The organism is Haematobacter missouriensis (assembly GCF_000740775.1).
In the GTDB taxonomy this organism is placed as follows: Bacteria; Pseudomonadota; Alphaproteobacteria; order Rhodobacterales; family Rhodobacteraceae; genus Haematobacter; species Haematobacter missouriensis.
Genome location: NZ_JFGS01000003.1, coordinates 282,780 through 308,223, shown reverse-complemented (window position 1 = coordinate 308,223; position 25,444 = coordinate 282,780). Strand labels below are relative to the sequence as shown.

The window sequence follows — 25,444 nt, the reverse complement described above, 5'->3', positions numbered from 1 at the left end:
CCATAACTCTCGGGCCCACCTCCTTCTGGTCCAACGCCTTCCGGTCCAACGCTCTTCGGCTCATTTTTGGCCCGCCTGCCCAACCGTTCTCCGGCCGATGCACCCTCGTCCAGCGGCCCATTGCGGAACTCACTCCAGCAGATCCGCGCGATGCGTGCTCCTGTCCCTCACGGATCAGCGCGCCCGTTGCAGCGCGAGACATCGTCCGGCCATCCATAGCCCTGTCAGACTTGCCGCTGTTCCTCGCCCATGGCCCGACATCGCCGGCAAAGCGACCCCTCGTCACGTCCGACAGGAAGGAGCAGCGCCCCAACCCGATACCCGGCCCCGCCCTCCGCCACCTTTCACAGCGCCTCGAACTGGTCCGCATGGCGCGCGGGGCCATCAGCTCGGGGGTCGCCCCTCCGCCAATCGCGGCAGCCGGAGCCAGCTGGCAGGGGCCACTCCTGTGGCCCGCACCGCAGGCCCTGCCCCGACCACCGCGAAAGCGCGCACTGCGCACATCCCCTTCGTTATGCCGGCCACATCCATGGGCCTCCCCCGCCACCCGACGGATCACGGCTTGTGGAATGCTCCATCCCCGTTCAGTTCGCAAAGGAGCGCCTCATGACCAGCGCTCTCCCCGCCCTTCTTCGAGGCCTCTATGGCGTCTGGCTGCGGGAGGTGCTGCGCGCCACCCGTGACCGTGGACAGATGGTGGGCGGCGTGAGCCGACCGCTGATCTGGCTGCTCATCCTCGGTATCGGGCTGAACCCCTACTTCAGGGGAGAGGTCTATGGAGAGGTGCGCACGGTCATCCCCTTCACCTATCTGCAGTTCCTGTTCCCTGCCGTCATCGTGCTTAACATCATGTACACATCCATCCAGTTCGCCGTTTCGGTGATATGGGACAGGGAGTTCGGCTTCCTGCGGGAAGTGCTCGTTTCACCCATGCCGCGATGGCTGATACTGCTGGGCAAGGTGCTGGGCGGGGCGACGGTGGCGACGGTGCATGGCACCCTGGTGCTGATCCTGGCACGGTTTGCCGATGTGACGCTGACCATCGGGCAGTCGCTCACGGCAATCGGGCTGATGTTCGTGCTGGCCTTCGGGCTGACTTCCTTCGGCGTGCTTCTGGCCCAGCGGGTGCGCAGCTTCGAGGGGTTTGGTGTGTTCTCCAACACCATCATCCTTCCGCTCTATTTCACCTCCTCCTCGGTCTTTCCGCTTGATCCTTCGCTCACCCGTACCCAGACCGTGGCGACCTATCCTGAATGGCTGGTGACCCTGGTCCGCGCGAACCCGATCACCTACGCGGTCGATGCGCTTCGGGGCGTGCTGATCGGCTTCTACCAGTTCGCGCCCACAACCGGGCCACTGGTAATCTTCGGCATGGCGGCGGTGTTCTTCCTCCTCGCCGTTATCGACTTCCGCAGGGCATGAGCGCGCCGCCCGCCTCACCGCTCCGGGGCCGCTGGTGGCCGGCGATCCGGAATCTCGGTGTCGTGGTAGCCATTCTCGCCCTAGCCGGCCTTCTGCCGCAGGACAATTCGCTTGCCGAGCGCCGGGCGGCAGGCGTGTTGAAACTCTGCGTTCCTCCCACCTATCCGCCGCTGGTGACGGGAGAGCCTGATCGGCCCGGCTACGATGTCGAGCTTGCCCGTATTCTCGCCGATCGCCTGGGCCTGCGCCTTGCGGTGAACGTCGTGCCGACCATCGGGCGTGACTTCAACCCGCGAAACTGGAACCTCACGCGCGCGCAATGCGACATGATCGGCGGCGGGATCGCGGATACGTCCACCGCGCGCGGTTTCCTGCAACTTCTTCCGACCGGCGAGCGGATCGGCTGGCTCCTGCTGCTGCCCGCAGGTGCGCTTCCCCCATCAGGCAGCACTTTCGCGGTCCTGCCGGGGGCAAGCGGCCTCGACCGGCTGGCGCTTTCCGCATGGATGCGGGCCGACGGCTACCGACCCCTGCTGGTGGCAGACGGGGCGGCGCTCCGCTCCGCACTGTTGGAAGGGCGCGCCGCGGCTGCGATCGGAGAGAATTTCGCACTTTCCCCCGAAGAGGATGCCCTGCCGGGCTTCACCGCTGTCTGGCCTGACGACCCGGCCCTCGCGCCAGTGCCTCTGGCCTTTGGAACTTGGAAGGGGGATGTGACGTTGAAGCGCGCTCTGACCGCGGCGCTTTCGGAGGCGGTGGGACGGGGAGAAATTGCGAACCTTCGCAACCGCTACGGCCTCACTGCCGAAGCAGGATCGGTTTCGCATATGTAATATGCCATTATAATTAGCTTTTTTTCCACTTATCTGCTGCATGATGTTGCACCTCTTACCAAGGTATGGGACAGATTGTCGCGCCACCTGCCGTCACGACACCCCAGTCGCCGGCGCTCGCGCATCTTCAGGAGGGAGGGTAGCCGTGATCTTCTTCACCAAACGATCCGCAATCCCCGGGATGCTGGCAGCAGTCGCACTTCTGTCCTCCGGCCTGCCCGGCCTTGCCGCCGGGTTCACCGCGGAGCAGGCGGAGGCGGGCAAGACCGCCTACAATGCGAACTGCGCCCAGTGTCACGGAATGCAGCTCGAAGGCCCGGAGGCTCCCGGCCTCGTCGGGCCGGACGTGATGGCCAACTGGGACACACCCGGAGGGCTTTATGATTTCATTTCCGTCGCCATGCCGCCCTCCGCGCCCGGTCAGCTCGGCGCGGCGACCTATCTCGACATCATCGCCTACATCATGGCTTTCAACGGCGCCCAGCCCGGCCCCGATCCTCTGGTCGAGGATGAGGAGAAGCTCGCCGCCATCAGCCTGACGGCGGAAACCGCGGCCGGTCCGGCTGGCGGGAGCACTGCGGCCGCGGACAGCATGGCGGCGGACACGAACGTCCCGCAGGCGTTCACCTGGGGCAAGCCCCTTCCTGGCGGTCCGGCCGTGGACACGATGAAATCTACCACCGCCGCCAGCAGCGTTCCGCAGGCCTTCACCTGGGGCAAGAAGCTCCCGACCGCCGAGTGACGCGCGGGGCCACGACCGGCCCGCGCACAGCACATATCGCGCGCCATGCGCACCGAGGAGGACATGATGTCATTCTTTTCGAAACCGCTTCTTGCCGCCACCACCGCCCTCGTGGCGCTGAGCGGCGCGGCCTTCGCCCAGAACGTCCGTGAAAACTACAAACCCGTGACGGAGGAGATGCTTGCCAATCCGCCGGAGGGGGAATGGCTGATGTGGCGGGGCGACCGCTTCAACTCCGGCTACAGCAAGCTCAAGCAAATCAACAAGGAAACTGTCGCCAAGCTGCAACTCGCCTGGGCTTGGCCGATGGCGGAAGCAGGCATCCAGGAGACGGTGCCGCTCATCCACGACGGCGTGATGTTCCTGCAGACCAACAACAACATCGTCGAGGCGCTGGATGCCAAGACCGGTGACCTGATCTGGACCTACCGTCACGTTCTGGCGGAGATCCCGGCCTCCTGGTCCTATCAGGCCAACCAGGCCCGGCGGCAGAAGAACTCCATCGCCCTTGCCGGCGACAAGGTCGTGCTGACGACGGCCGATGCGAAGATCGTGGTGCTGAACGCCGCAGACGGCAAGGTCGTCTGGGAAAAGCAGGTTCTGGATTACCAGAAGGGCTACAGCTACACCGTCGGCCCGATCATCGTGAAGGACAAGATCATCTCGGCGATCTCCGGCTGCTCCATTGCAGGCACGGCGGGCGGTTGCTTCATCATGGCGCACAACCTCAATACCGGTGAGGAGCTGTGGCGCTTCAACACGATCGACGACCCGGACAATCCCAAGCAGCAGGAAAGCTGGGGGCCGGTGCCCGCAGAAAACCGCTGGGGCGGCACACCATGGGCGACCGGCTCCTATGACGAGCGGACAAACACGACCTTCTGGGGCATCGGGATGCCGGGTCCGTATTCGGAACTGGTGCGCGGCTCGGGTGATGGCAGTGTGCTCTATACCAACTCCACGCTCGCGCTGGATGCCGACACCGGGAAGCTGAAGTGGTACTTCCAGCACCTCCCCCGGGACAACTGGGACCTCGACAGCCCGTTCGAGCGGATCCTCGTGGATCAGGAAGCCGACGGCAAGACCAGCCACATGCTGATCTCCGTTCCGGGCAAGAACGGTATCGCCTTCGCGCTCGACCGCGACACCGGCAAATATCTGTGGTCGAAGGAGACGGTGAAGCAGAACGCCGTCTCCAAGATTGACGCGGATGGCACGGTGCACATCAATACGGACCTCGTCTCCAGCGCGATCGGGGAAAGCAAGCTCGTCTGCACCTCCGTCTCGGGCGGCAAGCTGTGGATGGCCGGGGCCTACAGCCCCGACACCAAGGCTTTCTTCGTACCGCTGACGGAAGCCTGCAACACTGTGACGCCGACCCAATCGGAATTCACCGCCGGCAACGCCGTCGGCTCGGTGAAGTTCGGCCCCCGCGTTCTGCCCGAAGGCATCACGGAGGCGGGGCTGCTGCAAGCACTCGACATCAATCCCAAGCAGGGCGAGTCGAAATGGCAGGCGCGGGAGCGGCCTTCCATGACCAGTTCCGTTCTTGCCACGGCGGGCGGGCTGGTGTTCGGCGGCGACGCTGCGCGCTACATCTCCGCCTGGGATCAGGAGACGGGCAAGGTGCTCTGGCGCCAGCGGCTGAACGCGCCGATCGGTGGCTCCCCCGTGACCTATGAGATCGACGGAGAGCAGTATCTGGTCGTCCCAACCGGCTACTCCAACGCGGCCAGCTCCATCTCCTCCGCCTTCCCGGAGACGCCGCTACCGACGGGTTCGGGCAACTCGATCTTTGTCTACAAGCTGCCGAAGGCCAGCAACTGACCGGCACCTGACGGGGCGGGGAGGGCCTCCCTCCCCTTTCCCATTGACTGCGGGCGATGCCTTCTCCCCCAAGAGGGGAGAATGGGCCACGGCTATCGAACGGGGCGGCACGTCCGCCCCCTCCCACAGAAAGGGGTTCACATGCGGCATCTCATCCTTGCCGGGGCGCTTCTGGCGATGACCGGAACGGCAGATGCCCAGACGGCAGGCGTGCCGGGGGAACTGCTCAACTCCACTCGCAGACAGCAGGGGGACAGCCTGACCGTCTGCAACGATGCCAGCAGCAAGATACTCGAGTTCGACCGGGAGGTGGCGCGGGCCATTGGGTCCGCCCTTCTGCTCGACGTAAAATTCGCTCAAGGGTTCCAGGGCTTCCCCCTGAGCGGTGATGGCTTCATGGACGAATTGCAGATCGCCATGACCAATACCTGCGACCTGTTCATGGGTATTTCCGTGCAGGAAGATTCGCCCTTCCCCGACTGGGCCATGGTGACGCGCCCCTACGCCACGATCCCCTTCGTTCTGGCCGTGAAGGAGGGCGGCTGGGCGCGGCTGGGCGATATACCGCATGACCGGCTCATCGGGACCGCGATCCAGAGCATGGGCGAGATGGTCTATATCACCTGGAACCAGCAGCAGCCCAAGGAGCAGCGCTGGACGCGTCTGCCCTATGCCGACCCGGAGCTGATGCTCCGGCGGGTGGAAGACGGGCGACTTGCGGGAATGCTCCTGTGGCAGCCGGTTCTGGCAGCACTGAAGGCTCATCACCCGGAGGCGCGGGCCCTCCGGGTGATCGACCCCGCTCCGGTTCCGGCTGCGGCCACGCGGGTGGGGGCGCTGGTCGGGGTTCGCGACAGCTATCTGCGCAGCCAGATCGACGCGGCCATCGACGCGCTGGTCGCGGATGGCACGATCACGGAGATCATGACGCGCTTCGGCTATGAGGGCGTCGCGGGCGAAGGTTCTGTCAGATGAGGTGGAGCTGGTCCAGCCAGCCAAAGGGCAGCGGAACCCAGCCGAGGATCAGCGCCGCACCGACCAGCACCAGGCCCAGCGGCTCGGCCCGCTGAAGGAGCCGCTCCCCGCCAGGCCAGACCGCGCGCCATAGATTGCCCGCGATCAGCCCCGGCACGGGCAGCAGGTTCAGCGCGACGGAGCCGAAGGTGACCTCCTGCACCATCTGGAGCGCGTAGAGCACGTAGTAGCCGGCTGTGCGCGGCAGCACCTGTTGCAATGGTGCGCGCAGCAGATCGAGAAGTGGCACGAGAACGAGCATCGCCCCCAGCCCCGCCGCCACGATCACGAGGATCCTGACCCGTTCGCCAACCCCCTGTGCAGGCGAAAGACGCAGCGGCGCAATCCAGCCCGTACGGAACAGCACCCCCATGGCAACGCCCCAGGCGGAGGCCTGAAGGAAGGGGTTCAGCGTGAGCCGCCCCTCCCGCACGGGGCGGACATCGCCCAGACCGCGGGCCAGCCCCGCCAGCAGGGCGCCCTGCACCGCCGCATAGATCAGCATGGCGAAGATGCGGGTGACGATCTGCTGGACGGTCAGGTCCTGAAGAAGCGACATGCGCCGCGCCTCAATCCCGCCGGGGCATCAGGAAATGTCCCGTCGCCTGAATGAACGGTCGGTCGCGATTGTCCTGCCACCCTTCCACATGGACTGAGGCGAAGCGACGCCCCGACCGGTTCACGCGGGCGCGCGCATAGGCATCCCGCGGCAGGCCGGAGCGGAGGTAGTCCACCGTGAAGTCTATGGTGCGCGGCAGGCGCGGCATCGTCCCGGCGGAGAAATCGGCGGGGTCCAGCCTGCCGTTCTCCATATCCTCCCACAGGGTGGACCAGGCGAGCGTGATGATCGCCGTCGTCTCCAGAAAGGCGGAGGTTCCGCCGCCGTGCAGCGCGGGCAGGAACGGGTTGCCGATGAGCTTTTCGTTGTAGTTCAGCACGGCGGTCAGCTCATCGCCCCGCCGGTCGAAATCGATGCCGAGAAAGCCGATATAGGGAACCGCCTCGATCAGCCGGCGGAGCACGCCGTCGCGGCGCTCCTTGATGGCGGCGACGGGTTCGGGCGCGGGTCGGGCCATCTCAGTCCTCCCTTTCCACGGTAAATGTGCCGGTGGCGCTGGCAACCGGATGGGCCGTGTCCTCATCCGTCGCGGTGATCCGCACAAAGGCAAGCAGCCGGGTGATGTGGTAGCAGACGCCGTGTGCGGTGATCGCCTGTCCCGGCGTGGCGGGGCGCATGTAGTCGATCCGCAGATCCAGCGTCGCTGTAGCGACGACCCCCTCATCCGCGCTCACGACGGAGGCCCCCCCCGTGGTGTCCATAAGGGCGGAAACCGCGCCCCCGTGGATCACCCCACTTGCGGGCTCGCCGATGAGCTTGCGGTCGTAAGGCATGGAAATCCGCGCCTCGCCCACGCCGATCTCCTCCACCTTGAGCCCCAGGGCTGCCGCATGCGGGCTGCGGCCGATCTCGTCGTAGAACTTCTTGCGTCGCTCAGATGTCATGCGTCACCCCTGGGTATCCACCCCGTTATTGGCCCATCTGCGGGCGGGGGCAAGCCGCTCGTGACGTTGCGTTAGACGGGTCCGGTGATTACCTTGTGACGCAAGGAGACACTCCATGACCATGCTGACCTTCAAGGAAATGTGCGCGAAGTTCGATGTGACACCCCGCACGCTGCGCTATTACGAATATATCGAACTGCTCAGTCCGGTGCGGGAGGGGCGCTCGCGCCTGTACGGACCGCGGGAGGTGGCGCGGATGACACTGATCCTGCGCGGTCGCCGCTTCGGGTTCAGCCTTGAGGAAATCCGGCAGTGGCTGGAGGTCTATGACAAGTCTGGAACGCGCACCCAGATGGAAGATTGGATCGTGATGGCGGACCGGCAGATCGACAAGCTGGAAAACCAGATCACCGATCTTCACACGACCCTGGAAGACCTCCGCGAGCTGCGGAACCAAGTAGCGGAAGAGCTTGAAAAGGCGGAACCGGCCCCTCACGTCACGTCAGGATAGGACATTACGCTACGTTCCGTTTACGTAAACGTCATCCTCTGTTGTAACCTTTCTTCGGGACGCGATTTCTTAGAAAACGCGAAGGAGGAAGAGGATGCAGCGGGCGATACATTCCCCGCCGGTGAGCCTGGCTTCGGCCAGAGACGAAACCGGCAGGCTCATGACCATCGGTGAAATGTGCGCGGCTTTCGACGTCACGCCACGCACCCTGCGCTTCTACGAATCCAAGGAGCTGCTCTCCCCCCTGCGGGAAGGACAGACGCGCTGGTTCACACGGCGCGACCGCGGGCGGTTGAAGCTGATCCTGCGGGGCAAGCGCTTTGGCTTCAGCCTTGAGGAGATGCGCCAGCTTCTCGATCTCTATGACAGAGACGGCAGCCAGATTACCCAGCTCAGCCGTACGCGTGATGTGGCGGCCAAGCGTCTAGATGACCTGGAGCGCCGTCGGGCGGAGCTGGACGAGGCGATTGCAGAACTGAAGGAAGAGATCGCCTGGGCCGATGACGTGCTGGCCGGCGGCCCGCGCGACCTGACCGCGGCCTAATAATCCTTCCCCCGGAAAACTGGCTGCGCGGTGGAAAACGCCTGCGCGCCCAAGACACCTGCGGCGAGGGGCATATCCTTCCCCAGCCCGGAAAAGCGGAGAATGACCGAGATGACGACCTACACGCCCCCCGTCGAGGACATGCAGTTCCTGCTGCACGAGGTTCTGAAGGTGACCGAAAGCGATGTGCCGGGCTACGACGAACTCGATCGCGATTCGACCACCGCCATTCTTGAGGAGGCGGGGAAGCTGGCCTCCGAAGTGCTGGCCCCGCTGAACGCCGTCGGCGACCGGGAAGGATGCCGGCTGGAAAACGGCGTGGTGATCACGCCCACGGGGTTCAAGGCGGCCTATGACCAGATGGCCGCTGGCGGCTGGATGGGGCTTGACTGTGACCCGGAATACGGGGGTCAGGGGATGCCCTATGTCATGAACAGCGCCACGGGCGAGATGTTCGTGGCCGCCAACATGGCCTTCAACATGTATCAGGGCCTGACCCACGGCGCCTATTCTGCCATTCATACCCACGGCTCGGCGGAGCAGAAGCAGACCTATCTGCCGAAGCTCGTCTCCGGCGAATGGACTGGCACGATGAACCTCACGGAGCCGCAGGCTGGCACCGATCTCGGCATCATGCGCACCCGGGCCGAGCCGGCGGAAGACGGCAGTTACGCCATCACCGGGACGAAGATCTTCATCTCCGCGGGCGATCACGATCTGTCGAAGAACGTCATCCACCTCGTTCTGGCGAAGGCACCGGGCGGCGGCGCGGGCACGAAGGGCGTGAGCCTGTTCATCGTGCCGAAGTTCCTCGTGAATGAGGACGGCTCGCTCGGGCCGCGCAACAGCCTCTCCGTCGGCAAGCTCGAGGAGAAGATGGGCATCCATGGCAACGCCACCTGCGTGATGAACTACGACGGCGCAAAGGGCTGGTTGATCGGCGATCTCCACAAGGGGATGCGCGCGATGTTCACCATGATGAACGAGGCGCGCCTTGGCGTGGGCTTGCAGGGCTACGCACAGGCCGTGGCCGCCTACGAGAACGCGCTGACCTATGCCAAGGAACGGCTCCAGGGCCGCGACGTGACGGGGGTGAAGAACCCGGATGGCCCCGCCGACCCGATCATCGTGCATCCCGACATCCGCCGCAGCCTGATGGACCAGAAGAGCTTCATCGAGGGCGCGCGTGCCTTCACCTTCTGGGGCGCCCATCTCATCGACCGCTCCAAACGGCTCGGCGATCAGGATGCCGAAGGGCTGATCTCCCTGATGACCCCGGTGCTGAAGGCGTTTCAGACCGATAAGGGCTTCGAGATGGCCGTGCAGGCCCAGCAGATCTTCGGCGGCCACGGCTATATCGAGGAAGTGGGCGTCTCCCAGTTCGTCCGCGATGCGCGGATCACCATGATCTATGAGGGCGCGAACGGTGTGCAGGCGCTGGATCTCGTCGGACGCAAGCTGGCGCAGGACGGCGGCAAGCATGTCATGGCCTTCTTCGACATGTTGAAAACGTTCGTGAAGGAGAACGAGGGCGATGCCGAACTGAAGGCGGGCTTCCTCGATCCGTTGAAGGCCGCGTCCAAGGATCTGCAGTCCGCGGGCATGTTCTTCATGGAGAACGGCATGAAGAACCCGAATGCGGCGCTCGCCGGGTCGAACGATTTCGTCCACCTGTTCGGGCATGTCTGTCTCGGCCTGATGTGGGCGCGGATGGCGAAGGCTGCAAAGGATTCGCTGGCTGCGGGCCGGGGCAATGCCGATTTCCTCAACGCCAAGATCGCCACGGGGCGGTACTACATGGCGCGTCAGCTTCCCGCGACGGGAATGCATCTCGCCCGGATCACCTCCGGGGCGGAACCGGTCATGGCGCTCGACGTGGCGGGGTTCTGAGGCCATGCTGCTGCCCGTCAAAGGGAGGATGACGGAATGGCGATGAAGCTTTACTGTTTCGGGGAAAGCGGAAATTCCTACAAGGCGGCGCTCACCATGACCCTTGCAGGGGTGGAGTGGGTGCCGGTCTTCGTGAACTTCTTTCACGGAGACGCCCGCTCCCCGGAATTCCGGGCGCTGAACGAGATGGGCGAGGTTCCCGTGCTGCGCGACGGGGATGAGGTGCTGACCCAATCCGGCCTCATTCAGTATCACATCGCCGAAAAGACCGGGAAGCTGCTGCCACAGGACCACCACCTGCGGCAGGAGGTCATGCGCTGGGTGCTCTGGGACAATCACAAGATGTCCTCTCAGGCGGGCACGCTACGGTTCCTGATGAACTTCGTCCCGGAGGAGAAGCGCCCGCAGGAAGTGATCCGCTGGCTGTCAGGGCGGCTGCGCGATGCGTTCAAGGTGCTCGACGCGCATCTGGAAGGGCGCGACTTCATCGTGGACGACGTGCCCAGCCTCGCCGATACCGCCTGCTGCGGTTATCTCTACTACCCGGAACCCTTCACCTTCGACCGGAAGGCCTGGCCGAACATCGACCGCTGGCTCGATAATGTCGCCGCCCTGCCCGGCTGGAAACACCCCTATGACATGATGCCCGGTCGGCCCTCCGACCGTGGCCTCTGAAGGAGAACCAATGTCCGAAGCTTACATCTACGACGCCGTCCGCACGCCGCGCGGCAAGGGCCGCGCTGACGGGAGCCTGCATGAGGTGACCTCCGCCCGCCTTTCGGCGCTGGTGCTGAACGAACTGAAATCGCGCTCCGACCTCGATACTCAGGCGGTTGAGGATGTGATCTGGGGCAATGTCACGCAGGTCGGCGAACAGGGCGGCTGCCTTGCGCGGACGGCCGTGCTCGCCTCCGACTTCGCGGAATCGGTGCCCGGCCTCGCCATCAACCGCTTCTGTGCGAGCGGGCTGGAGGCGGTGAACCTCGCCGCCAACCAGGTCAAGGCCGGTGCGGGGCAGGCCTATGTCGCCGGCGGGGTGGAGATGATGGGCCGTGTCGCGATGGGCTCCGACGGGGCGGCCATCGCGGTCGATCCCTCCATCGCCATGTCCACCTATTTCGTGCCGCAGGGCATCGCCGCGGATATCATCGCCACCGAATACGGCTTCTCCCGCACGGATGTGGATGCGCTTGCGGTCGAAAGCCAGCGCCGCGCCGCCAAGGCCTGGGAGGAAGGCCGTTTCGACCGCTCCGTCATGACGGTCCGGGACATCAACGGCCTGCCGATCCTCGACCGCGACGAATACATGCGGCCCGGCACCGACATGCAGTCGCTCGGCGCGCTGAAGGCGTCCTTCAAGGACATGGGCGAACAGATGCCCGGCTTCGACAAGATCGCCATCATGAAATACCCGCATCTGGAGCGCATCGAGCACGTCCACCATGCGGGCAACTCCTCCGGCATCGTGGACGGCGCGGCGGGCATCCTCATCGGCTCGAAGGCGTTCGGCGAGAAATACGGCCTGAAGCCCCGCGCCCGCATCCGTGCAACGGCGAAGATCGGCACCGACCCCACCATCATGCTGACCGGCCCCGTGCCCGCGACGGAGAAGATCCTGCGCGACAGCGGCATGTCGATCTCCGACATCGACCTGTTCGAGGTGAACGAGGCTTTCTCCGCCGTGGTTCTGCGTTTCATGCAGGCGTTCAACGTCGATGCGGACCGGGTGAACGTAAACGGCGGAGCCATCGCGCTTGGCCACCCGCTCGGCGCGACGGGGGCGATGATCCTCGGCACACTGGTCGATGAACTGGAGCGGTCGGGCAAGAGCACTGGCCTCGCCACGCTGTGCGTCGCCTCCGGTATGGGCGCGGCCACCATCGTCGAACGCGTCTGATCCGGCGAAGCAGGGAGACTTCCATGACCGAATTTCATTACGCCACGGATGCCGACGGCGTCGCCACCATCACCTGGGACGTGCCCGGCAAGTCGATGAACGTCATGACCCTCGACGGTCTGAACGAGCTTGACGCGGCGGTGGACAAGGCTCTCGCCGACCCGGAGGTGAAGGGCATCGTCATCACATCCGGCAAGAAGGACTTCGCCGGCGGGATGGACTTGAACGTTCTCGGCCGGATGAAGGGCGCGGCGGGCGCGGAACCCGCGAAGGGCCTGTTCGAAGGGATCATGAAAATCCATGCGCTGTTCCGAAAGATCGAACGCGCGGGGATGGATCCCAAGACGCTGAAAGGCGGCAAACCCATCGCCGCCGCCATTCCCGGCACGGCAGCGGGTATCGGCCTTGAACTGCCGCTGGCCACGCATCGTATCTTCGTGGCCGACAATCCCAAAGCGCGGCTCGGCCTGCCGGAAGTCCTCATCGGAATCTTCCCCGGTGCGGGCGGCACCACGCGGCTGGCGCGGAAGCTCGGCGCGATGATGGCCGCGCCGCTGCTGCTGGAGGGCAAGCTCCAGTCACCGAAGGCACTGAAAGCACAGGGCGTGATCGACGAGGTGGTTGCGCCCGAGGAGCTGCTGGCCAAGGCGAAGGACTGGGTGCTCTCCGCCAAGGATGCCGATCTGGTGAAGCCATGGGATGCGAAGGGCTACAAGATGCCCGGCGGTGCGCCCTACAGCCCGCAGGGTTTCATGACCTTCGTCGGCGCCTCCGCCATGGTGAACGGCAAGACGCAAGGGGTCTATCCAGCGGCGAAGGCGCTGCTCTCCGCCGTCTATGAAGGGGCACTCGTGCCCTTCGATCAGGCGATCCGCATCGAGGCGCGGTGGTTCACGCATGTCATGCTGAACCCTTCCTCCGCCGCGATGATCCGCTCGCTCTTTCTGAACAAAGAGGCTCTGGAGAAGGGTGCGAACCGCCCCGACGTGCCGGATCAGAGCGTGAAGAAACTCGGCGTTCTGGGTGCGGGGATGATGGGTGCGGGCATCGCCTATGTCTCCGCCAACGCCGGGATCGAGGTCGTGCTGATCGACAGCACGCAGGAAGCGGCGGATCGCGGCAAGGCGCATTCCGCAGGAATCCTGGACAAGGGGATCGAAAAGCGGAAGGTCACGGCAGAGAAGAAAGAGGAGGTTCTCTCCCGCATCACCGCAACGACCGACTATGCCGCGCTCAAGGGCGTCGATCTGATCGTGGAGGCGGTGTTCGAGGATCCGAAGGTGAAGGCCGAGGTGACGAAGAAGGCGGAGGAGGCCGCCCCGGAGGCGATCTTCGCGACCAATACCTCCACCCTGCCGATCACCATGCTCTCCGAGGCCTCCCGCCATCCGAAGGAATTCATCGGCATCCACTTCTTCTCTCCCGTGGACAAGATGGCGCTGGTGGAAATCATCCGGGGCAAGGAGACAGGCGACGTGGCGGTCGCCAAGGCGCTCGACTTCGTGCGCCAGATCCGCAAGACGCCGATCGTGGTGAACGATGCGCGCTTCTTCTACGCCAACCGCTGCATCATCCCCTACATCAACGAAGGGGTGCGGCTGGTGAAGGAGGGCACGGAGCCCGCGCTGATCGAGAATGCGGCCAAGCTGATGGGCATGCCGCTTGGCCCGCTGCAGCTGGTGGACGAGACCTCCATCGACCTCGGCGTGAAGATCGCCAAGGCCACCAAGGCGGCGATGGGCAATGCCTATCCCGACGGCGCGGTGGACGAGGTGCTGTTCTGGATGGCAGATCAGGGCCGCATGGGCCGCAAGTCGAAGTCGGGCTTCTACGACTATGACGAAAAGGGCAAGCGGCAGGGCTTCTGGGCCGGCCTCGCGGACCGCTATCCCCATGCGGAGGATCAGCCGGCACTCACCGATGTCGAACATCGGCTGATGTTCGTGCAGACGCTGGAGGCCGTGCGCGCGCTGGAGGAAGGCGTGCTGACCGACATCCGCGAAGGCGATGTGGGGGCAATCCTCGGCTGGGGCTTTGCGCCGTGGTCCGGTGGGCCGTTCTCCTGGCTCGACATGATGGGCGCGGCGAAGGCGGTGGAGATCGCCGACGATCTGACCGCACGGTATGGCGAGCGCTTCGCTGCACCGCAGTTGCTCCGCGACATGGCCGCCAAGGGTGAAACCTTCTATGGCCGATTTGCCCCAGCCGCCAAGGCTGCCTGACCAGCAGGGCCGGGATCTCCGCGATCCCGGCTCTTCTCACCAGAATATTACAAGAAATCCATTAGTTATCTGTCGTTGGAAGAAGGTCGCGCATCCCACCTTGGGCCGATTGTGGCTGCCCGCATGCTCGGCTATCTTGCACCCATGATTTCTTCGGCGTTGCAGCAAGGTTCCGTGGGAAGATGACGGCGCTTACCCGGTACCAGCGACTGGAATGTTTCGGTTTGTGGCGTGAATCGCCCGACGCGGAAGCACGTGAGGTTGTCGTCTCTTTCGGGGACGCTTCTCTCATCCTGTCAGATATCCAGAACTCGCTTGCCCTTACGCACTGGTCCCTGCCGGCGCTGGAGCGGCTGAATCCTGGCGATCTTCCCGCGCGCTACAGCCCGGATCCCTCGGCAGGAGAGACGCTGGAGATCGACGATGACCTGATGATCGACGCGATCGACCAGGTCCGTCGCGTCATCGACTCGCAGCGGCCCAAGGAGGGCCGGCTGCGCGGGCCGCTGATCGCGCTGCTCGTCGGCGCCCTGTTGATGGCGGCGGTCCTTTTCCTGCCGACCGCCCTGACCCGCCACACCGTTGCCGCCGTGCCGCAGGCCACGCGCGAAGCCATCGGGGAACTCGTTCTGCGCGACATGGTCCGCCTTACCGGTCCGGTCTGCTCCACGCCGAACGGCGACCGCGCACTCCGCAAGATGTGGGCGCGGCTGTCGGATGGGCGACCGGGTGGGATCTCGGTTCTTCCAAAGGGTTTCGCCGATGCCGTCCACCTCCCCGGCGGGCGCATACTGCTCCAACGCGACCTGCTGGAGGATGAGGACAACGAGGAGATCGTCGCGGGATATGTGCTGGCGGAACAGGTGCGTGCGGATGCCGCCGACCCGCTGTTGCCGCTGCTGGAGCATGCCGGTCTTCTGGCGACCTTCCGGCTGTTGACCACCGGCGAGCTGCCGCCGACAGCCGTTCGCGGCTTTGCCGAGACCCTGCTGACCACCCCTGTGCCGGACGTCGATCCGAAAGCCCTGCTGACGCGATTCGCATCTGCAAGGGTGCCCTCGACCCCATATGCTCAGGCCATTGACCCGACGGGCGCGCACACGCAAGTCCTGCGGACCGGAGATCCGTTTCGCGACTCTGCGCCGCCGCCCATCCTTAGCGATACGGAATGGGTGGGCTTGCAGGGGATCTGCGCGCGCTGAGCCCGCCCAGCGCTGCCTGTTCAAACCAACCCGTTCAGCGCAACCCGTTCCGGCCGAACGCATCCGGAAAGCCGTTGCAGCGCAGCGCTGCCAGCCCCTGCTGCGCGGCCTCCCGCCCGGCGAAGGGTCCGGCGACCACGGAATGCCGCCCCTCCGGGTTCCGGCCCAACCGCACGATATTCACGGGAAGCCCCAGCGCGCGCGCCTCTGCCGCGGCATTGCGGGCGTTTTCGAGATCCACATAGACCCCCGCCTGCGCATAGCGCCCGACCTCTGTCGGCAACGGGCATGCAGCAGCGCCCGCCTCCACCGGCCCGTCGCAGCGCTGGCTGCCATCGGCACGGTAACGCGGCGCCCAGAGCAGACGGTCGCCCTGCTCCACGCGTGAAAACAGACAGCCCTGCGTATCGGTGAATTCACCCGCCGCGTAACCCGCCGGCGGAGGGACGGACGGGGCATCGTCGGCACTGGCAGCGGGGAGGAACCCGAAGGCTCCGATCACGCCCGCTGCCAGTGCCGTCCGAAGGCCTGCTGTCCCTGCGGTAGTCTTTTCACGGATATTGCACGCATAGCGGTCGTAGGACAACAGTTTTCTCGCCTATTTTGTGCCGAACATGCGATCTCCCGCATCCCCTAGGCCTGGAACAATATATCCATGGTCATCCAGCCTCTCATCCACAGCGGCGGTGACGATCGGCACATCGGGATGTGCCTCCTGCATGCGCTTCACCCCTTCGGGAGAGGCGAGGAGGCACAGGAACCGCAGGTTCTTCGCCCCGGATTTCTTCAGCAGGTCGATGGCCGCGACGGAGGAGTTGCCGGTGGCCAGCATCGGATCGACGGCGATGACCATCCGGTCGTCCAGCTCGCTCGGCACCTTGTAGTAGTATTGCACCGGTTGCAGCGTCTCCGGGTCGCGATACAGGCCTACGAACCCTACGCGCGCCGCCGGAATCAGTTCCAGAATGCCGTCCATCAGCCCGTTGCCCGCCCGCAGGATGGAGATCAGGACGAGCTTCTTGCCCTCGATGGTGGGTGCATCCATCTCCTGCAACGGCGTCTCGATGCGCGTGGAGGTCAGCGGCAGGTCACGGGTGATCTCATAGGCCAGAAGCTGGCTGATCTCCCGCAGCAGGCGGCGGAAGGAAGCAGTGGACGTATCCTTCTTCCGCATGATGGTCAGTTTGTGCTGCACCAGCGGATGGGTGACGACGGTGAGATGTTCGGTCATGCGTCCTCCAGACGTTTCATCAGTCTTGCGCGCGTGGCCTCGTCACAGAACGCGGCCGACAGCGCCGTGCGTGCCATATCGCGAAATACGCCCTCGTCCCAGTCGAAGGCATCATGCAGCCGTTCGTATTCGTGCGCCATCCCGGTTCGGAAAAATGCAGGATCGTCGGTGGAAAGCGTGACTCTCACCCCCCGCCGATAGAGCTCTCCCACCGGGTGCTGCCGCCAGCCGGGATAGAGGCCCAGCGCGATATTGGCCCCCGGACAGCATTCCAGAACGACCTGCCCTTCCGCCAGATCGTCCACCAGCGCCAGATCCTCGATGGCGCGGACGCCGTGCCCGATGCGGCTGACGCCGAGGTCGCGGAGCGTCTCGCGCACGGAGGCAGGGCCCCCGAACTCCCCGGCATGGGCGGTCAGGCCGAGCCCCGCCTCGCGGCCAAGGTCGAAGGACCAGGCGAAATCCTTTGCCGCGCCGACGCGCTCGTCGCCCGCAAGCCCAAGGCCGGTGACGAACCCGCCCATCGTCTCCGCCGCGCAGAGGGCAGTCCGCTTCGCCCGCTCCGGCCCGAGATGGCGGATGCAGGTGACGATGCCGCGGCAGGTGATGTCACCGGCCATACCCGCCGCCACTTCCGTGAACGCCGCCACGTAATCCCGCCACGCGGAAAGATCGCCGCCCCCGCAGAGATCGGGGGAGATGGAAAGCTCCGTGTAGATCACCCCCTGCTCCGCGCTGGCCTCCAGCACCGCACGGAGCAGCCGGGCGTGGTCCGCCGGAGAGGTGAGCGCGCTCGTCGCGACCTCATAGGCTTTCAGAAATCCGGTGAAACCGTTGAAGCGGTAGTGGCCCTGCTCATCGAAGAGCCCCTCGATATCCACGTGGCGCTGCCGGGCGAGGCCGCGGATGAAGGCGGGCGAGGCTGCGCCTTCGAGATGCAGGTGAAGTTCGACTTTCGGCAGATCGACAAGGCTCACAGGAAGCTCTCCCCCGGCCCGCGATGCGGCAGGCCCAGATGCGCGGCGACGCTCGCCCCCACATCGACGTAACCACGCAGCCCGATGCCTCCCACGCCGCGCCCGGAGGCCAGAACCGGCACCCGCTCCCGCGTGTGGTCGCTGCCCCGGAACGTGGGATCGTTGCCGTGATCGGCGGTGAAGACCGCCAGATCGCCGGGGCGCAGCAGGTCCAGGAACGCGCCCGCACGCGCGTCGAACCCTTCCAGGGCGCGCGCATAGCCCGACACGTCGCGACGATGCCCGTAGAGGCTGTCGAACTCCACGAAATTCGCAAAGGTGAGCGAGCCTTCCTCCGCCTCCCCCGCCAGCCGGATCAGATGGTCGAAGAGCGCCGCATCCGACTGCCCCTTGTGAAGCTTCGTGATGCCGCGATGGGAGAAGATGTCGCCGATCTTTCCAACCGCATGGGTGACCCGCCCCGCCTCATAGGCCCAGTCAAGCAGCGTGGGCGCGGGCGGAGCCACCGCGAAGTCCCGCCGGGTGGCCGTGCGGGTGAAGCCGGTCTCCACCGTGCCCGTGAAGGGCCGCGCGATCACCCGGCCCACCCGCATCGCGTGGAGCATCGGTGCAATATCGGCACAGAGTTTCAGCAGCCTGTCCAGACCAAAGGCTTCTTCATGCGCTGCAATCTGGAAAACACTGTCGGCGGAGGTGTAGCAGATCGGCCAGCCGGTCCGCAGATGTGCGGCGCAATGTTCTTCGATGATCGGCACCCCGGAGGCGTGGCAGTTGCCAAGGATGCCCGCCGTTCCCGCAAGGCGGCAGACCTCAGCCGTGACTTCCGGCGGGAAGGCGGGTATTTCATCGGGGAAATAGTGCCAGTCCCAGGGAACGGGCACTCCCGCCAGTTCCCAGTGGCCGGAAGGGGTGTCCTTGCCGCGCGACACCTCCGTCGCCGCTCCCCACAGCCCTTCCGGGGAAGCTCCCAACCCCGGTGCCTCCAGCCCGGAGGCCAGGCGGATGGCAGCGCCCAGCCCAAGCCGATCCAGCACCGGCATGTGGAGCGGCCCCGAGCGCCCTTCCTCCGCGCGGCCCCCGCCGCAGGCCAGCGCGATATGTCCGAGCGTATTCGCCCCCTCGTCGCCAAAATCGGCCGCATCCGGCGCGCCGCCGCAGCCGACGCTGTCCATCACGATCAGAAAGGCCCGTGTCATGCGATACGCCCCAAAAACCTTGCGGGCGGGGCTGTGTCCCCACCCAGAACGACGGCGGCGCGCAGTTTCTCCGCCGCCCTTTCCCACGCCGCCTCGTCCGCCGCGTGGATCAAAGCGACCGGCGCCTCCGGGCCGACCCGCGTGCCGATCCGCGCGACGTCGGACAGGCCAACCGCAGGGTCGATCCGATCCCCCAGATAGCGCCGTCCACCCCCAAGCTCCACCACGATCCGGCCCAGTTCGACGCCGTTCAACGCGGAGAGCGTGCCGCTCTCCTGTGGAAACACGGGCGCGACAACCGGCGCCGACGGGAGCAGCCCGCGCCAGCGTGCCGTAAAGTCCCGCGGGCCGCCCTGTGCCGCGACCATCCGCCCAAACCGCTCCAGCGCCGCGCCGGAGGAGAGAAGCCGCGCCAGCCGGTCCTCCGCTTCGGCGGGGGCGACCAGCCCGGCCAACACCAGCGCCTCCGCACCGAGCGAGAGCGTGACGTCGCGGAGCGGACCCGCCGCACCCTCCAGCACGGCCATCGCCTCCGCCACCTCCAGCGCATTGCCGAGCGCCGGGGCCAGCGGCTCCTCCATCCCGGTGAGGAGCGCGACCGTGCGGCACCCCGCCCCCACCGCGGTATCCACCAGCGCTCGGGCGAGCGTTTCCGCCTCCGCGCGGGTCTTCATGAATGCGCCCGAACCCACCTTCACATCCAGCACCAGACCATCCAGCCCGGCGGCAAGTTTCTTGGACAGGATGGAAGCGGTGATGAGGTCGATGCTTTCCACCGTGCCAGTCACGTCCCGGATCGCGTAAAGCCGCCGGTCCGCAGGGGCGATGTCCGGCGAGGCTGCGACGATCGCCGCTCCTTCCGCCCGCACGATGCGGGCGAAGGCCGTGGGGTCAAGCTGCACTTGCCAGCCGGGGATCGCCTCCAGCTTGTCGAGCGTGCCACCCGAATGGCCAAGACCGCGCCCGGAGATCATCGGCACGAAAGCCCCCGCCGCCGCCAGCAACGGCGCCAGAACCAGCGACACACAATCGCCGATCCCGCCGGTCGAATGCTTGTCGATCACCGGGCCCGGCAGATCCCAGCGCAACGTCTGGCCCGAATCCCGCATCCCCTCCGTGAGTTCCACCCGTCCTGTCGGGCCAAGGCCCCGCAGCAGCACGGCCATCGCAAAGGCCCCCGCCTGCGCATCGCCGACCTCTCCCGTGGCCAGCCCGGCGGCAAAGGCCGCCAGCGCCCCGTCCGGCATGGCCCGGCCATCCCGGACGGCGGCAATGACCCCTGCCGGGGAAAGTGGCCCGGGCATCAGGAACGCAGCATGTAATCGACGCTGAACCCGCCCGGCAGCAGGTCACGGATGGTGGTCCGCAGCATCTCTCCCTGAGTGTTGTACATCACGACCAGCACGTCCGGGTCGCCGAACTCCGCCAGCTTCTGCCGGCACCCGCCGCAGGGCGGAACAGGGTGTGGACTGTCGGCAATCACCGCGACCTCGGCAATGCGCAGATCGCCGGCCGCGACCATCGCCGCTATGGCCCCGGCCTCCGCACAGGTGCCCTCGGGATAGGCGGCATTCTCCACGTTGCAGCCCACATGGATCGCGCCAGAGGCACTGCGGATCGCTGCGCCCACCTTGAAGCCGGAATAGGGCACATAGGCATTCTCCCGCACCATTCGGGCGGCGTCCTTCAGGGGATCATCAGTGCCATGACCTTGGGGCGGGCGGGCGCCTCCTTCGGGCTCAGCGCTGTCCTCGGCCCTTTTTCCGCGACTTTTGCCTGCTCCTCCCGCCTGGCCATCCGTGTCGCCTTTCACGGCGGCGGCTTCCGCTTCCCCTGCACCGGTGCTTGCGGCTCCCGCCTTTTCCGCCTTCGCCCCTTCCGCCTTCGATCCGTCGGATTTGGACACACCGGCCTCCTTGCCATGGCCCCGCCTGTGAATGATGTGGCTCTGCCTTGCGGGTCTGAAGTGACTTTGCGGCGATCATTCCCGCGATGCAAGCGACCTGCCCACGAAACCCGCCCTTGAATCCGCCCGCCAAAGGGGGCAGTTTGACCTGCGCCGCAGATAGTTCAGCATTAAACTAGATCCCCGCAAGCGGCAGAGGGCAGGAGAATCCAGATGGAGGAAACCCGGCAGGAGAACGCCCGGCAGGCAGCGCTCGACTACCACGAATTCCCGCAGCCGGGAAAGCTGGAGGTTCGCGCCACCAAGCCGCTCGCCAACGGCCGCGACCTGTCGCGCGCCTATTCGCCGGGTGTGGCCGAAGCATGCCTGGAGATCAAGGCGGATGCCTCCACCGCGCGGCGCTATACCTCGCGCGGGAATCTCGTGGCCGTGGTTTCCAACGGGACGGCGGTGCTGGGGCTGGGCAATATCGGCGCGCTGGCCTCCAAACCGGTGATGGAGGGCAAGGCGGTTCTCTTCAAGAAATTCGCCGGGATCGACTGTTTCGACATCGAGCTGGACGAGAAAGATCCGGTGAAGCTGGCGGAGATCGTCTGCGCGCTGGAACCCACCTTCGGCGCGATCAACCTTGAGGACATCAAGGCACCGGACTGCTTCATTGTCGAGAAGCTCTGCCGGGAACGGATGAACATTCCCGTCTTCCATGACGATCAGCACGGTACCGCCATCGTGGTGGGCGCCGCCGCGACCAATGCGCTGCTTGTCGCGGGCAAGAGGTTCGAAGACATCAAGCTCGTTTCCACCGGCGGCGGGGCGGCGGGCATCGCCTGCCTCAACATGCTGGTGAAGCTCGGCGTCAAGCGCGAGAACATCTGGCTCTGCGATCTCGCGGGTCTCGTCTATGAGGGCCGGCAGGAGGAGATGACGCCGCAGAAGGCGGAATTCGCTCAGTCCGGCGGCCCTCGCAGCCTTGCCGATGTGATCGAAGGGGCGGACATGTTCCTCGGCCTTTCCGGCCCCGGCGTGCTGACCCCGGAGATGGTGGCGAAGATGACGCCAGCCCCCATCGTGTTCGCGCTCGCAAATCCCACGCCGGAGATCGCGCCCGATCTGGCCCGATCGGTGGCCCCCGACGCGATCATCGCCACCGGCCGGTCGGACTTTCCGAACCAGGTCAACAATGTGCTCTGCTTCCCGTTCATCTTCCGGGGCGCGCTGGATGTCGGCGCCACCGAGATCAACGACGAGATGAAGCTCGCCTGTATCGAGGGCATCGCCGCCCTCGCCCGCGCCACCACCAGCGCAGAGGCCGCCGCCGCCTATTCCGGCGAGCGGATGAGCTTCGGGCGGGACTACCTGATCCCGAAACCCTTCGATCCGCGGCTGATGGGCGTCATCGCCCCCGCCGTCGCCCGCGCTGCGATGGAAACCGGCGTCGCCACCCGCCCCGTGGCCGATATCGGCACCTACAAGCAGAAGCTCGACGGCTCCGTCTTCCGTTCCTCCCTCATCATGCGCCCGGTGTTCGAGGCCGCCTCCAGCGCCTCCCGTCGCATCGTGTTCGCGGAAGGCGAGGATGAGCGCGTGCTCCGCACCGCCAACGCGCTTCTGGAGGAAACCACCGACAAGCCGATCCTCATCGGACGGCCCGAGGTGGTGGAGACGCGGCTTGAACGTGCCGGGCTACCCATCCGTCCGGGCCGCGACTTCGAGGTGGTGAACCCGGAGAACGACCCGCGCTACCGCGATTACTGGGGCACCTATCATGAGCTGATGCAGCGCGACGGCGTCACGCCGGACCTTGCCCGCGCGATCATGCGGACCAACACCACCGCCATCGCCGCGATCATGGTGTACCGGGAGGAGGCCGACAGCATGATCTGCGGCACCTTCGGGCAGTATCTGTGGCACCTGAAATACATCCGTCAGGTGCTCAGCCGCGACGGGCGCGTGCCGATCGGCGCCCTCTCGCTGATGATCCTTGAGGAAGGGCCGCTGTTCATCGCCGACACGCAGGTGAATCCGGAACCCACGCCCGAGCAGATCGCAGAGACGGTCATCGCCTCCGCGCGCCATGTCCGCCGCTTCGGCATGGTGCCGCAGATCGCGCTCTGCTCCCATTCGCAGTTCGGCAACCTCGATACGTCGAGCGGCATACGGATGCGCAGGGCAATGGAGATCCTCGACGCGCGCAAACCCGACTTCGCCTACGAGGGGGAGATGCATGTCGATGCCGCACTGGATCAATCGACGCGCGACCGGATCTTCCCCAACGCCCGCTTCCAGGGACCGGCCAACGTGCTGGTGTTTGCCGATGCCGATGCGGCGAGCGGCATCCGCAACATCCTGAAGATGCGGGCCAACGGGCTGGAGGTGGGGCCGATTCTGATGGGTCTCGCCAACCGGGCGCATGTGGTGACGCCCTCCATTACCACGCGGGGGCTGCTCAACATCTCCGCTCTTGCAGGAACGCCCGTCGCACAATACGGCTGACCCCTCTCGCGCCCGTTGCGAAAGATGCGGGCGCGGCGGTAGTCTCCCTCCGAGAGGGCGGGAGGAGACGGACATGGGATATGCGGAAGTATATGCGGCGTGGCGGGACGACCCGGAGGGATTCTGGCTCGACGCTGCCCGCGCCGTGGACTGGGATCACCCGCCGACGCGCGCGCTCTCTGGCGAGGCACCCTTCCATGAATGGTTCGCCGACGGGTTGTCCAACACCTGCTGGAACGCGGTGGACCGGCATGTCGCGGCGGGCCGCGGCGATGACATCGCGCTGATCCACGAAAGCCCCGTGACTCATCTGCGCAAGGGCATCACCTTTGCCGAGCTTCAGGACAGGATCGCGCGGCTTGCCGGTGCGCTGGCGGCGCGCGGTGTCGGCAAGGGCGACCGGGTCATCATCTACATGCCCATGGTGCCAGAGGCGGTGGAGGCGATGCTGGCCTCCGCCCGGATCGGCGCGATCCATTCCGTCGTCTTCGGGGGCTTCGCCGCCGCGGAGCTTGCCACCCGGATCGACGACTGCCAGCCCAAGGCCATCCTCGCCGCCTCCTGCGGAATCGAGCCGGGGCGGATCGTGCACTACAAACCCCTTCTGGACGGTGCCATCAACCTTGCACGCCACAAGCCGGAGTTCTGCGTCATCCTCCAGCGGGAGCAGGAAATCGCCCGGCTGGTGGAAGGGCGCGACATCGCCTGGCACAGTTTCCAGTATGGGGCGGAGCCTGCGCCCTGCCTGCCGGTGGAAGGCAACCACCCGCTCTACATCCTCTACACCTCCGGGACGACCGGCCAGCCGAAGGGTGTGGTGCGCCATTCCGGCGGGCACATGGTGGCGCTTCTGTGGTCCATGCGGAATATCTACGACATCGGACCGGGGGATGTGTTCTGGGCCGCCTCGGACGTGGGTTGGGTCGTGGGGCACAGCTATATCTGCTATGCTCCGCTGCTTTCCGGCGCGACGACCATCGTGTTCGAGGGCAAGCCCGTCGGCACGCCCGATGCCGGGGTATACTGGAAGACAATCGCGGAAAACCGGGTGAAATGCATGTTCACCGCACCAACCGCGATCCGCGCCATTCGGCGGGAAGACCCCGAAGCCCAGCTCATCAGGGAGTACGATCTCCGCCGTTTCCGCGCCCTGTTCCTCGCCGGGGAGCGGGCCGACCCGGAAACGATCCGCTGGGCGCAGCATCACCTGCATGTGCCGGTCATCGACCATTGGTGGCAGACGGAGACGGGCTGGGCCATCGCCGCTAATCCGCTGGGGCTGGAGGAGTTGCCGGTGAAGCCCGGCTCGCCCTCCGTGACCATGCCCGGCTACGATCTGTGCATTCTGGATGAGGATGGTGAACATGTGCCACAGGGAATGCTCGGCTCCGTCGCCATCCGCCTGCCCCTGCCCCCCGGGGCGCTCCCGACGCTCTGGAATGCGCCCGAGCGTTTCCAGAAAGCCTATCTCAGCCGCTACCCCGGCTATTACGAGACAGGCGATGCGGGATTGGTGGATGAGGATGGCTATCTCTATATCATGGCCCGCACCGACGATGTGATCAACGTCGCGGGCCACCGCCTCTCCACCGGCGCGATGGAGGAAGTGCTGGCCAGCCACCCTGACGTGGCGGAATGCGCGGTGATCGGCGCGTCGGACGAGATGAAAGGGCAGATACCGCTGGGCTTTCTCGTTCTGAAGAAGGGCACCCGAACGCCCGAGGAGCAGATCGTGCGGGACTGCGTCGCCCTCGTGCGGGAACGGATCGGCCCGGTCGCCGCTTTTCGCCGCGCCGTCGTGGTGAACCGCCTGCCGAAGACGCGCTCGGGAAAGATCCTGCGCTCCACGATGGTGAAGATCGCGGACGGAGAGCAGGTGAAAGCTCCCGCGACGATCGAAGACCCGGTCGTGCTGGACGAAATCGCGTCCGCGCTCCAGGGTATGGGACATGCAAACGCCTGAAGCGGGCACCGGAGCTCTTTACCACCTGTTTACCACCGGGGTGTATCGTCGGTTCCGGCAGCCAGAATGGC

Annotated in this window: 23 protein-coding genes; 14 read left to right on the top strand and 9 right to left on the bottom strand. The window is 65.7% G+C overall.

What is annotated here, in order from left to right:
- Positions 1-606 precede the first annotated feature (606 nt).
- From CG51_RS05510 to CG51_RS05490, 5 genes are all read left to right on the top strand, one after another.
- Entirely contained in the window at positions 607-1,422 is an 816-nt protein-coding gene (locus CG51_RS05510; protein ID WP_035742796.1) for an ABC transporter permease, read from the top strand.
- Positions 1,419-2,255 (top strand): substrate-binding periplasmic protein, encoded by an 837-nt coding sequence (locus tag CG51_RS05505; protein ID WP_035742794.1) that lies wholly within the window; start codon positions 1,419-1,421, stop codon positions 2,253-2,255. The genes CG51_RS05510 and CG51_RS05505 overlap by 4 nt, the downstream gene beginning before the upstream one ends.
- A 145-nt stretch (positions 2,256-2,400) precedes the next feature.
- Complete coding sequence (locus CG51_RS19055; protein ID WP_051930073.1) at positions 2,401-2,997, top strand: c-type cytochrome; 597 nt, start codon at positions 2,401-2,403, stop codon at positions 2,995-2,997.
- Positions 2,998-3,063: 66 nt separating this feature from the next.
- Positions 3,064-4,824: a pyrroloquinoline quinone-dependent dehydrogenase gene (locus CG51_RS05495; RefSeq protein WP_035742792.1), complete on the top strand. Its 1,761-nt coding sequence runs from the start codon at positions 3,064-3,066 to the stop codon at positions 4,822-4,824.
- A 141-nt stretch (positions 4,825-4,965) separates the two neighbouring features.
- Positions 4,966-5,799 carry a substrate-binding periplasmic protein gene (locus CG51_RS05490; protein ID WP_035742790.1) on the top strand — a complete coding sequence of 278 codons (834 nt, stop codon included), beginning with the start codon at positions 4,966-4,968 and terminating at the stop codon, positions 5,797-5,799.
- Here the strand turns inward: CG51_RS05490 and CG51_RS19050 are convergent.
- Genes CG51_RS19050 through CG51_RS05475 form a run of 3 tightly spaced genes read right to left on the bottom strand, consistent with a single transcriptional unit; the run spans position 5,792 to position 7,341 of the window.
- Positions 5,792-6,397, bottom strand: coding sequence for a zinc metalloprotease (locus tag CG51_RS19050; protein ID WP_051930071.1), 606 nt, complete (start codon positions 6,395-6,397; stop codon positions 5,792-5,794). The two genes, CG51_RS05490 and CG51_RS19050, sit on opposite strands and share 8 nt — an antisense overlap.
- A gap of 10 nt (positions 6,398-6,407) precedes the next feature.
- Complete coding sequence (locus CG51_RS05480; RefSeq protein WP_035742788.1) at positions 6,408-6,914, bottom strand: PaaI family thioesterase; 507 nt, start codon at positions 6,912-6,914, stop codon at positions 6,408-6,410.
- A 1-nt stretch (position 6,915) separates the two neighbouring features.
- Positions 6,916-7,341 carry a PaaI family thioesterase gene (locus CG51_RS05475; RefSeq protein ID WP_035742786.1) on the bottom strand — a complete coding sequence of 142 codons (426 nt, stop codon included), beginning with the start codon at positions 7,339-7,341 and terminating at the stop codon, positions 6,916-6,918.
- Between the two features lie 115 nt (positions 7,342-7,456).
- Here CG51_RS05475 and CG51_RS05470 point away from each other — a divergent pair, with 115 nt between their 5' ends.
- The 7 genes from CG51_RS05470 (at position 7,457) to CG51_RS05440 (ending at position 15,607) form a co-directional block, all read left to right on the top strand.
- Positions 7,457-7,852, top strand: coding sequence for a MerR family transcriptional regulator (locus CG51_RS05470; protein ID WP_035742784.1), 396 nt, complete (start codon positions 7,457-7,459; stop codon positions 7,850-7,852).
- Between the two features lie 94 nt (positions 7,853-7,946).
- On the top strand, positions 7,947-8,396 hold the full coding sequence (locus tag CG51_RS05465; protein WP_084695049.1) for a MerR family transcriptional regulator: 450 nt from the start codon (positions 7,947-7,949) through the stop codon (positions 8,394-8,396).
- Positions 8,397-8,507: 111 nt separating this feature from the next.
- Positions 8,508-10,286, top strand: coding sequence for an acyl-CoA dehydrogenase C-terminal domain-containing protein (locus tag CG51_RS05460; protein ID WP_035742973.1), 1,779 nt, complete (start codon positions 8,508-8,510; stop codon positions 10,284-10,286).
- Positions 10,287-10,322: 36 nt separating this feature from the next.
- The gene (locus tag CG51_RS05455; protein WP_035742782.1) at positions 10,323-10,961 is read left to right on the top strand and encodes a glutathione S-transferase family protein; all 639 of its coding nucleotides are present in this window, start codon (positions 10,323-10,325) and stop codon (positions 10,959-10,961) included.
- A 10-nt stretch (positions 10,962-10,971) separates the two neighbouring features.
- Positions 10,972-12,183 carry an acetyl-CoA C-acetyltransferase gene (locus tag CG51_RS05450; protein ID WP_035742780.1) on the top strand — a complete coding sequence of 404 codons (1,212 nt, stop codon included), beginning with the start codon at positions 10,972-10,974 and terminating at the stop codon, positions 12,181-12,183.
- A gap of 23 nt (positions 12,184-12,206) precedes the next feature.
- The gene (locus tag CG51_RS05445) at positions 12,207-14,405 is read left to right on the top strand and encodes a 3-hydroxyacyl-CoA dehydrogenase NAD-binding domain-containing protein (protein ID WP_035742778.1); all 2,199 of its coding nucleotides are present in this window, start codon (positions 12,207-12,209) and stop codon (positions 14,403-14,405) included.
- Between the two features lie 182 nt (positions 14,406-14,587).
- Positions 14,588-15,607, top strand: coding sequence for a hypothetical protein (locus tag CG51_RS05440; protein WP_035742775.1), 1,020 nt, complete (start codon positions 14,588-14,590; stop codon positions 15,605-15,607).
- A gap of 34 nt (positions 15,608-15,641) precedes the next feature.
- Here the strand turns inward: CG51_RS05440 and CG51_RS05435 are convergent, their stop codons facing one another.
- From CG51_RS05435 to cdd, 6 genes are read right to left on the bottom strand one after another with little or no spacing between them, the layout of a single operon-like run.
- Entirely contained in the window at positions 15,642-16,193 is a 552-nt protein-coding gene (locus CG51_RS05435) for an SPOR domain-containing protein (RefSeq protein WP_035742772.1), read from the bottom strand.
- Positions 16,194-16,205: 12 nt separating this feature from the next.
- A complete protein-coding gene (gene upp / locus CG51_RS05430; protein ID WP_035707735.1) occupies positions 16,206-16,838 on the bottom strand; it encodes a uracil phosphoribosyltransferase in 633 nt (210 codons plus the stop codon).
- A complete protein-coding gene (locus CG51_RS05425) occupies positions 16,835-17,815 on the bottom strand; it encodes an adenosine deaminase (protein WP_035742769.1) in 981 nt (326 codons plus the stop codon). Before CG51_RS05425 ends, upp begins: the two co-directional genes overlap by 4 nt.
- Positions 17,812-19,011, bottom strand: coding sequence for a phosphopentomutase (locus CG51_RS05420; protein ID WP_035742766.1), 1,200 nt, complete (start codon positions 19,009-19,011; stop codon positions 17,812-17,814). The genes CG51_RS05425 and CG51_RS05420 overlap by 4 nt, the downstream gene beginning before the upstream one ends.
- Positions 19,008-20,315 carry a thymidine phosphorylase gene (locus CG51_RS05415; RefSeq protein ID WP_035742763.1) on the bottom strand — a complete coding sequence of 436 codons (1,308 nt, stop codon included), beginning with the start codon at positions 20,313-20,315 and terminating at the stop codon, positions 19,008-19,010. The genes CG51_RS05420 and CG51_RS05415 overlap by 4 nt, the downstream gene beginning before the upstream one ends.
- Positions 20,315-20,701, bottom strand: coding sequence for a cytidine deaminase (gene cdd, locus CG51_RS05410; RefSeq protein ID WP_269845348.1), 387 nt, complete (start codon positions 20,699-20,701; stop codon positions 20,315-20,317). Before cdd ends, CG51_RS05415 begins: the two co-directional genes overlap by 1 nt.
- 429 nt (positions 20,702-21,130) lie before the next feature.
- Here cdd and CG51_RS05405 point away from each other — a divergent pair, with 429 nt between their 5' ends.
- Together CG51_RS05405 and CG51_RS05400 are read left to right on the top strand one after the other, a co-directional pair.
- Positions 21,131-23,410 (top strand): NADP-dependent malic enzyme, encoded by a 2,280-nt coding sequence (locus CG51_RS05405; protein ID WP_035742760.1) that lies wholly within the window; start codon positions 21,131-21,133, stop codon positions 23,408-23,410.
- 73 nt (positions 23,411-23,483) lie between these two features.
- A complete protein-coding gene (locus tag CG51_RS05400; protein WP_035742757.1) occupies positions 23,484-25,373 on the top strand; it encodes a propionyl-CoA synthetase in 1,890 nt (629 codons plus the stop codon).
- Positions 25,374-25,444: the final 71 nt, after the last annotated feature.